This window comes from Kitasatospora sp. NPDC093558, from assembly GCF_040683475.1.
Lineage (GTDB): Bacteria > Actinomycetota > Actinomycetes > Streptomycetales > Streptomycetaceae > Kitasatospora.
The window spans coordinates 1-1,326 of sequence record NZ_JBFBDY010001215.1 but is presented as its reverse complement, the minus strand read 5'-3'; the positions used below and the strand labels follow the sequence as shown (position 1 = coordinate 1,326).

Below are 1,326 nucleotides of genomic sequence, written 5' to 3'. Positions count from 1 at the left end.
CGGGCGGTCACGGCCTGCGCGTGGTGGACCGGCTGTCACAGGCGTGGGGGTGCGTGCCGGAGGGTGACGGGAAGCGCGTCTGGCTGGAGGTGGCCTCCCCGGTCGACCACCACGCCCGCCGAGGCTGACTTGCTCCGGAAGCAGCACCGGGCCACAAATCGGGCGAAACGCGAATCCGGGGTCGTACGCCGGGTAGAACACAGGTACGGCGGCCGGCTGCGAACCGCCGGCCGCACCGGGAGAAGCACGTGCCCACCCCTCCGGAAACCACGTACGAGGCCGAGCGCGGGACCACCCCGCCCGAGCTGCCCCCGCGCCCCAGCGAGGGCGAGTTGCGGGCGATGGGCAAGTCCGAGGCGCGCGAGCTCAGCGACGCGCTGTTCGCGCGCCTGGCCGGGCTGGCCCGCGAGACGTCCGCCTACAGCTACGTCCGCGGCACGATCATCGAGCTCAACATGCCGCTGGTCCGCTTCATCGCGGCCCGCTTCCGCCACCGCGCGGAGGACATGGACGACATCCTCCAGGTCGGCACGATCGGCCTGATCAAGGCCGTCGACGGCTACGACCCGCACCGCGGCGTCGAGTTCGTCACCTACGCCATCCCCACGATCGCCGGCGAGATCAAACGGTTCTTCCGCGACACCTCGTGGCCCGTCCGCGTGCCGCGCAGCATGCAGGAGTTGTACCTGACGGTGGCCCGCGGCTCCGACCGGCTGGAGCAGCGACTCGGCCGCCTCCCGCTCCCGGAGGAGATCGCCGAGGACCTCCACCTCACCGTCGAGCAGGCCACCGAGGGCCTCGTCGCCGGCCGCGTCTACCGCCCCAACTCCCTTGACGCGCTGCGCGACCAGGACACCGACGAGAGCGGCAGCGCGCTGCTCGACCGCCTCGGCGTCTGCGACCCGGGCATCGAGCTCGCCGACTTCCGCACCGCCGTGCGCCCCCTGCTCGCCGGGCTCCCCGAGCGCGAGCAGACCGTGCTCAAGCTGCGCTTCTGGGAAGGCCGGACGCAGTCCGAGATCGCCGACCGCATCGGCGTCTCGCAGATGCACGTCTCGCGCCTGCTCACTGCCACGCTCGCCCGCCTGCGCGAGCAGCTGGAGGACCGCGACGCACCCGGCTGGGCGCCGGCCTGACCGCCGGATGACGCTCGTCGGCGGCCCTCGACCGCCAGCCGGCGGACCGCGACGCACTCCGGCCTGACCACCGGACGACCCTCCTCAGCGGCCCTCGACCGCGCGGGGGTCGCCCGTAAGCGCGTAGCGGCGGCAGGCGAGGAGCTCTTCGCAGGTGCTGCCGACCTCCTCCCCGAGCAGGTGCAGGATC

The 1,326-nt window shown here is 73.2% G+C and carries 1 protein-coding gene; it reads left to right on the top strand.

The features are described 5' to 3' along the window. Positions 1-248: 248 nt before the first annotated feature. Positions 249-1,136: a SigB/SigF/SigG family RNA polymerase sigma factor gene (locus tag AB0O00_RS39845; RefSeq protein ID WP_363659555.1), complete on the top strand. Its 888-nt coding sequence runs from the start codon at positions 249-251 to the stop codon at positions 1,134-1,136. Positions 1,137-1,326 lie beyond the last annotated feature (190 nt).